The sequence below is a fragment of the Shewanella surugensis genome, from assembly GCF_023284005.1.
GTDB classification, from domain to species: domain Bacteria; phylum Pseudomonadota; class Gammaproteobacteria; order Enterobacterales; family Shewanellaceae; genus Shewanella; species Shewanella surugensis.
The window spans coordinates 1-7003 of sequence record NZ_JAKIKS010000188.1 but is presented as its reverse complement, the minus strand read 5'-3'; the positions used below and the strand labels follow the sequence as shown (position 1 = coordinate 7003).

Here is a 7003-nt window from a genome sequence, read left to right as displayed (position 1 = left end):
GAATTCGTCGCCACTGCTTATCGCTAATCATTTTACGAGACATATGAATTTCAAAGAGAAAAATTGTATCTTAATCAGCTAATCATGGCCAATTGTCAACGCCCCCTAGTAATATGATAACACTTGGCCAGGGATCATTTTGTGCATCAGTAAAGCTTTTCAATACCAACGCTGGCGCGGTAGGTATAAAAGACAATGCAATCCAGAAAAGATAAGGGGGGTGTCATGGCAACGACCTCTTCTGGCTGTCCTAACCCTCCTAAAGAATATAGCAAAACAATCAATAGAACACATTGGATCACGCCTAGGAATACGGCACAAATCATTGCATACCTAAACTCTTCTGCTCCAGAATGATTATCCATTGAACCATAGGCATGCGCTATTTTAATCAAAAAAGCCGTCGCTAAACCTAACGTTAGGGCAAATAATAACGGTGCTAATACATTAACAAAGGCAACAGAAGCCACGGCAACAGCACCTAATTGACCCACCATCAATAAATCAACAATACCTAATAATATTTGTGAAAATAATGAGAGCATTAAAGGTAATGCGAGTATTAAGGTACGATGAAAATACTTATCCCAGCTTAATTTGAGGTGTTCTAAATAAGATATTATGAGCATAATCACATTGAATATTTTTTTATGGAGTGGTTATAAAAATTATACTCATCAAAATAGAAAAACCGCCAGTTAATCGCTTACTATTCTCTGTAATCTCAATTTATTTAGAATTAACACATTATTATCGGTTTTCCTGGTTTCAGGAGCTGGCCCCTGTCACGAGGACATCCCTAAGGTGTATTAATTCTGTTTTTTGCCGTTGGCTACCAGGCTTACGTTATAGGTCGCTTAGTTCTGGAAGCCATTCACTCACAAGGCTGATCGTTTTCGTTGAGCTCTGTTCACAAGCACAACGATAAGGACACAAGCGTGATTTGCCATGGGTTATCAGAAAATCCAATGCCATAATCTTCACCATAGAGATGAAAGGAATAGAGAGACTCATTATCCCAGCCAGAAGAAGTCGCCAAATCATAGGACTGACGCCCCAAAGTGCGACCCACTCTTTTTATGTTCTTCCTATTGCTTTGAAGATCTTATTTTTCTAATAAAAAATCGGATTTTAGAACAAGCAATTAATCCCTTAAGTATTTAATTTTTATCCCGAATAGGGCTCACTTAGCAGGGGAGTTAAGAAGTACTGCGGTGCATTAGTCCATGCGTAAGTCCTACCCTTTAATGGACAATAGGAGTTTAGTATTAATTATCTCTGTTTTAATGAGGCTTTTTATCTGTTTAGTATTAGTGAGGTATTAGTTAAGTATGAATTTAAGTATTAAACCAATGTTAACCAATAGTTGTGTAAATGGTTTGCATGTATAGTCAGTATAGTTTTTAAATTGATGATGTTTTATACGCATATAAAGCGCTCTTAAATGATATAAATTTGTCTTTATTACAAATGCATTTTAATACTAGAGTCGTCAGCGGTTACTGGAGAGTTGTGATGAAATCTAATAGTCTCAATAATAGTTTGGCCTATGATAACCGTATTGATGCCCCTCGCTCTGAAGGGCAAGCTAAAACGCTAAGGTGTGCTTATGATGATGTGGGAATTGCCCCTCATTCCTTAGGACTCATCGAGGAAACGCACGAAACCGCTGCGGGAGATGGCTTAAGCAACATGTTTTCGCCTCCTTGGTGGGCTAAAAGTCCCCACATTCAAACAATTTTACCCTCTTTAATGAAAGTATTAAGGCCCTTATTAAAACGTGAGCGATTAGAATTACCCGATCAAGATTTCATTGATCTTGATTGGTTATCTAAACCCATAGATAATCAGCCCATTATACTCATGTTTCATGGTGTAGAAGGTAGCGCAGACTCTCATTACATTAAACGTTTACTTTCAAAATGTAAGTCTATTAATCAATGTGCATTAGTCCATCATTACCGTGGTTGTTCAGGGGAGATAAATCGTCTACCTCGAGCCTATCACAGTGGTGATACTCAAGATGTACAGATCAGCTTAGAACACATTAAAGCTCACTTCCCCCATAATCCTATTTATGCCGTTGGCTACAGTTTAGGGGGAAATATCCTCACTAAATATTTAGGCGAACACAAAGATAATAGTTTAATCGAACGGGCCGTCGTGATAGCAGCACCGTTACAACTCGCCGCTTGTGCCAAAAAATTGGAAAAAGGATTTTCAAAAATTTACCAAAGTTACTTTATCAAACGGTTACAGAAAAAAATAATTGATAAGATGAAAATAATGGCGTTAGATAAACATATTCCAATCACTCAACATCAAATAAAAAACTTAACGACACTTCATAGGTTTGATCATCAAGTCACCGCCCCTCTGCATGGATTTGATGGTGTAGATGATTATTATCGTCAGGCCAGTGGCTTACCTTTTCTCGCTCATATTGCTAAGCCAACGCTGGTTATCCATGCTAAAGACGATCCTTTTATGACTGAAGATGTTATTCCAAGTTCTTCTCAATTATCCCCTCATGTGAGCTATGAATTACATAACCAAGGTGGTCACCTTGGTTTTATTGAAGGTGGTAGCCCTTGGAATCCAAAATATTATCTAGAACGCCGTATTCTTGAATACTTATTGCCCTTCTCATCCGCCACCCAACGGGATAGAACGAGTGCTAGCCCTATACGATGCTCTACTCCAATTCCACAATAGACTGCCAATAATCGTATTAAAGAGTACTTATTGACTCAGTTAGAAGATAGCCATTTGATAACACCGCATTTAAAAATGCGATTATTTAAGCAAATTAGCCTACAGCTGAGACTTTAAGGGCTAAAGAGGATCATTTGGCCGAGTAATATGAGGCATAAGGTCAAAAATATTCGATGTTAAGCATGATTCGATTTATTGAATGCTTTGTCTATAGTTATAGGTACGTTTACAAGGATGGATTAACGATGAATTATCGAGTCAAGGTAACACGCTGTCGTTTTTACACTATTTTATTTTGTCTATCTTTTCTACTCCTATCTACCCGGTTAATGTCCGCTTCGCAAGAAATAACATTGCTTGAACAATCCAATTTTTTCCCGTTAAATGATGCCGCCCACTTCATTCATAATATGGAAATAAAAAATAGAAAAACTATTTCACAGACCTATATTCAAAGTGATTACTCTGATGAGGAACTGGCAAAAGCATTAAGTGGCATTGCCGTTTCGGTGAATGGTGAGCAATTTCATTCTAAAATTACTATTGCAAGCATGAAACACTTCAAGCAAATTATACCATTACAAAATAGAAATGTTCCAGCCGATATTATGAGTAATGCTTTAACTGAATATGGTGTGAACACCGCCTACAATCCCAATACAGAGCAAACTATCAAGCCTCAGATTGTTATTGGGATCGATGATCGAAAACAAATAACTAATACCGTTAATCGCAGCCCTTATTGGCATATTGGAAAATTGGATATAGGCTGCACAGGCACCCTAATTGGTGACAATCATGTATTAACCGCCGGACACTGTATCAGTGATGGCAATGGTAATTGGTACAGTAATTTAGATTTTGCTGTTGCACAAAATGGTAATTATAAGCCTTGGAATAAATGTTCATGGAAAATGGCTATTACAACAGAAGCTTGGTATAACAATGGAAACTCTAATTTTGATTATGGATTAATAGTACTCGATTGTATTGCCAATGGTGGCTGGTTAGGTTTTGGTCCTTTTATTGCGGGTGAGCATAGTATTACTGGTTATGCGAGCGAAAAGTCGTATGCCACTATGTGGACAGATTCGGGACCAGTGATGTCAACGAATCATCGCCTTTGCTATCAAATGGATACATCAAATGGTGTCAGTGGCAGCGCTATTATTGATCGTGATAACTATATCAGAGGGGTCCATACTACCGGTTCTCCCAATAATAACTGTGGTACTCGTATTACATCTGAAGTTTACAGTACACTCCATCATTGGATGGAGACTTATCCCTAATATTTTTGTATTGAACTCAATTACTTTTTTAGTCAGTAGAAAATAGTTTGAATGAGATCTCCCCGAGAATTAAAGACATGTATTATTATGTTTTTTAATTGAAATATAGTAATACCCAAGATATTCTTGAGTAAGTCAACTTAGAATGTAGGTAGTGAATTGATGAACATAAAACAACATGTTGAAACAGAACTTAAGCAGCACATGGCTACAGTAAAAATGTTATCGGATCAATTAAAGGACCGTTTAATACAATTACCTATAAAAAACAATCAATTATTTAAACTCCCTTTATTTGAAAAAGATGATGAAACAGATCAACCTGGATATATTCAGGTATCTGTCTTAACTGGGCAAGAGGCGTTTGAGCCCACCCTTCGTTCATTAACAGCTTACTATGCTAAAGATAATACATTGGATAAGGAATACAGTACTCGGCTTGTAAGGCGCTACCCTGGTTTTATTCAGTTTGACTTAGACTCCTGCCCTTTACAGGTAGACACTCTCATTCAAGGATTAAACCAAGCTAAACGAGATTTCATGCATTGTTTAAAAATCAATAGTAAAGATCATCAAGAACAATGGGATGTAATACATCACCTTTTTAAGCGCATCATGACCCATCAACTTAAGCGTCAAATATTGATTGCTGACACGCCAGAAACACCCGCTCGTTTACGCTTTTATTGGGCAAAAAAGATGAGTTCCCCTAAGGTCAATAAGAAACAAGCCATCAACCAGTTAGAAAAACTACAGCATCAAGCCTCATTATTAAAAGAGCCTGAAAATAAAATTCAGGCGATACAATGGCAAATTAATACGCTACACGCTTGTAACGATAAATTAGTGATCCGTCGTCCTGTTAGAGTCAAACCCATGATAAAACTGTCCTATAAAAATGAATATGGCTCTGATCCTCGTACTCACCTCAGACCAAAAGAATGCAGTGCGACCACACCCGTTCTGGTTTTTTCAAAACAAGATTTAAAAGTCACTCCCCTAACTGATTACCATAAACCAGAAGTGGATAAAACCCGTGAATATGAAACGGATTTAATCAGTGCACAATTACACCTTTATCGAGTTAAAAGCTAGCCATCATCATTTTTTATTTTATGATGAAATAGACGTTATAACATTTCACCCAAGCAAGTGCTGTATATAAAAACAGTACTTGATTGTGCAGTCGTCAAATCACTAAAGATATGAATAAAAAACGTTTTTAAGATAAAGCCAGTAAATTACTATTTCTACTTTAAAATCAGTAGTTTAATTAAGAACCCCGTTCATTGGTTATGTGAGAGATGATTAATATCTCACATAATACACCTGCTGTCGTCATCATTTACAACACTGCTAACACTGTATAAAAAAACAGTGTTAGCAGTGTTAGCAGTGTTTAGTGATTTTACCCTAACGATACGAAAATATTCTCCCTCAACAGGGTCAATAATCCCCCAATAGAGATTGACCATCCCCAAGCCCCAAATGAAAGGCGTCATTGGCTAACCTCTTAGCTTAATCCACCTTAGAATAAATTTTGTATTTTTCGCTCAATAAGCATTTCCTTAACTTTTCCTGTAGTGAACTTCCATGCAGTTGCAATGTCTATTTTAGGAGGCAAAATAAGTTCATCTGGGTTAACATAAACTTCAACTACAACAGGTTTATTCATGACTAATGCATCTTTAAGCACTTGCTTTAATTGTTCAGGTTTTTTAACTTCAATGCCTATACAACCACATGCGTTGGCCACATCTGAAAATTTGGGGTTCACAAGATCTGTTGCAAATCTAGGATAACCTGACGCCTCCATTTCCAGCTCAACAAAACCGAATTTATCATTACGAAAGACAATAGCCACCAAATTAAGTTCATATCTTGCCGCTGTGACTAAATCAGCTAAAAGCATACCAAAGGCACCATCACCACAAAGTGCAATCACTTGCCTATCAGGATATTTCGCTTTGGCTCCAATTGCTGCGGGTAATCCGACACCAAGTGAACCATGATTGCAAGAACTTATAAGCCTTTGATTTGAATAAATTTTCAAGCGAGTCGCCACCCAAACGGTTACTTCTCCTACAAAAATAGCATCATCTTCTGCAAGTTCACTGATAGTAAGTACAACAGATTGCGGATGAATAATCTTATCATTTCCGAGGTCATATTCTTTTGCTGTTTTTCTAAACCATTTATCTCTTTTATTTTGCATTTTTTTCAAATAAGTATCATTTTTCTTCTCTTTCAATCTAGGTGTTAGTATTTTCAATGTTTCTTTAACATCAGCAACTACACCTTGATTAATCCTAACTCTATGCCCGAGATTCTTAGAATTTAGATCAACTTGAATAATATTGCCATGTTCTGGCAAAAAAGCACTATAAGGGAAATCCGTACCTAACATAATCAAAAGATCGCATTCATCAACTACCGCTATTCCATGAGGAGTACCAAGATGACCAATCCCACCAATTGAATAAGGATCATGGTATTCTAAAACCTCAGTCCCTTTTAGAGAATGAACAACAGGAGCATTGAGTAGTTTGGCTAAATTATGAACTTCATTTCTAGAACCTATTGCTCCACAGCCTATTAAAAGTGAAGGATATTTACTTTTATCAATCAGTGCTGTCATGGATTTCAGTTCATTTTCAGATGGAATAACACATGAGTTTTCTTTTGTAAAAATTTGAATTGGTGGTTTTTTTCAATTTTAGCAGTAGTCAAGTCTGCCGGAATAGCAATATGCGCTACACCACGGTCTGAAACAGCTGCTCCAATAGCCTGCTGAATTAAGCGTGGAATTTGTTCCTCACTTTGTACTACTGCACTGAAAACACAGGCATCATCAAAGGCCTTGACTTGATCTACTTCTTGGAAATAGTTAACTTACCTCCGGCAAAGCCGGAGGCTTATTTGGGTGACGCCCTAAAAGGGCTTAAGTCCGTGCCCAAGGCACTATCTACATTCCGAGTTTTAATTGATCCCGATGA

5 protein-coding genes are annotated in these 7003 nt (G+C 37.2%); 3 read left to right on the top strand and 2 right to left on the bottom strand.

Features of this window, described 5'->3' with window-relative positions:
* Positions 1–146: 146 nt before the first annotated feature.
* Positions 147–629 carry an MATE family efflux transporter gene (locus L2764_RS25085; RefSeq protein ID WP_248943093.1) on the bottom strand — a complete coding sequence of 161 codons (483 nt, stop codon included), beginning with the start codon at positions 627–629 and terminating at the stop codon, positions 147–149.
* Positions 630–1692: 1063 nt separating this feature from the next.
* Here L2764_RS25085 and L2764_RS25080 point away from each other — a divergent pair.
* From L2764_RS25080 to L2764_RS25070, 3 genes are all read left to right on the top strand, one after another.
* Positions 1693–2715: a hydrolase gene (locus L2764_RS25080; RefSeq protein ID WP_248943094.1), complete on the top strand. Its 1023-nt coding sequence runs from the start codon at positions 1693–1695 to the stop codon at positions 2713–2715.
* Positions 2716–2960: 245 nt separating this feature from the next.
* Complete coding sequence (locus tag L2764_RS25075; RefSeq protein ID WP_248943092.1) at positions 2961–4007, top strand: trypsin-like serine peptidase; 1047 nt, start codon at positions 2961–2963, stop codon at positions 4005–4007.
* Positions 4008–4169: 162 nt separating this feature from the next.
* Positions 4170–5102, top strand: coding sequence for a DNA replication terminus site-binding protein (locus L2764_RS25070; RefSeq protein ID WP_248943091.1), 933 nt, complete (start codon positions 4170–4172; stop codon positions 5100–5102).
* 433 nt (positions 5103–5535) lie between these two features.
* Here L2764_RS25070 and L2764_RS25065 read toward each other — a convergent pair whose 3' ends face one another.
* Positions 5536–6645: a thiamine pyrophosphate-dependent enzyme gene (locus L2764_RS25065; RefSeq protein WP_248943090.1), complete on the bottom strand. Its 1110-nt coding sequence runs from the start codon at positions 6643–6645 to the stop codon at positions 5536–5538.
* Positions 6646–7003 lie beyond the last annotated feature (358 nt).

What these genes read in the sequence shown, in the direction of transcription:
- L2764_RS25085 (WP_248943093.1), bottom strand. Translation starts at nt 629, where the DNA reads ATGCTCATAATATCTTATTTAGAACACCTCAAATTAAGCTGGGATAAG.
- L2764_RS25080 (WP_248943094.1), top strand. Translation starts at nt 1,693, where the DNA reads ATGTTTTCGCCTCCTTGGTGGGCTAAAAGTCCCCACATTCAAACAATT.
- L2764_RS25075 (WP_248943092.1), top strand. Translation starts at nt 2,961, where the DNA reads ATGAATTATCGAGTCAAGGTAACACGCTGTCGTTTTTACACTATTTTA.
- L2764_RS25070 (WP_248943091.1), top strand. Translation starts at nt 4,170, where the DNA reads ATGAACATAAAACAACATGTTGAAACAGAACTTAAGCAGCACATGGCT.
- L2764_RS25065 (WP_248943090.1), bottom strand. Translation starts at nt 6,645, where the DNA reads ATGACAGCACTGATTGATAAAAGTAAATATCCTTCACTTTTAATAGGC.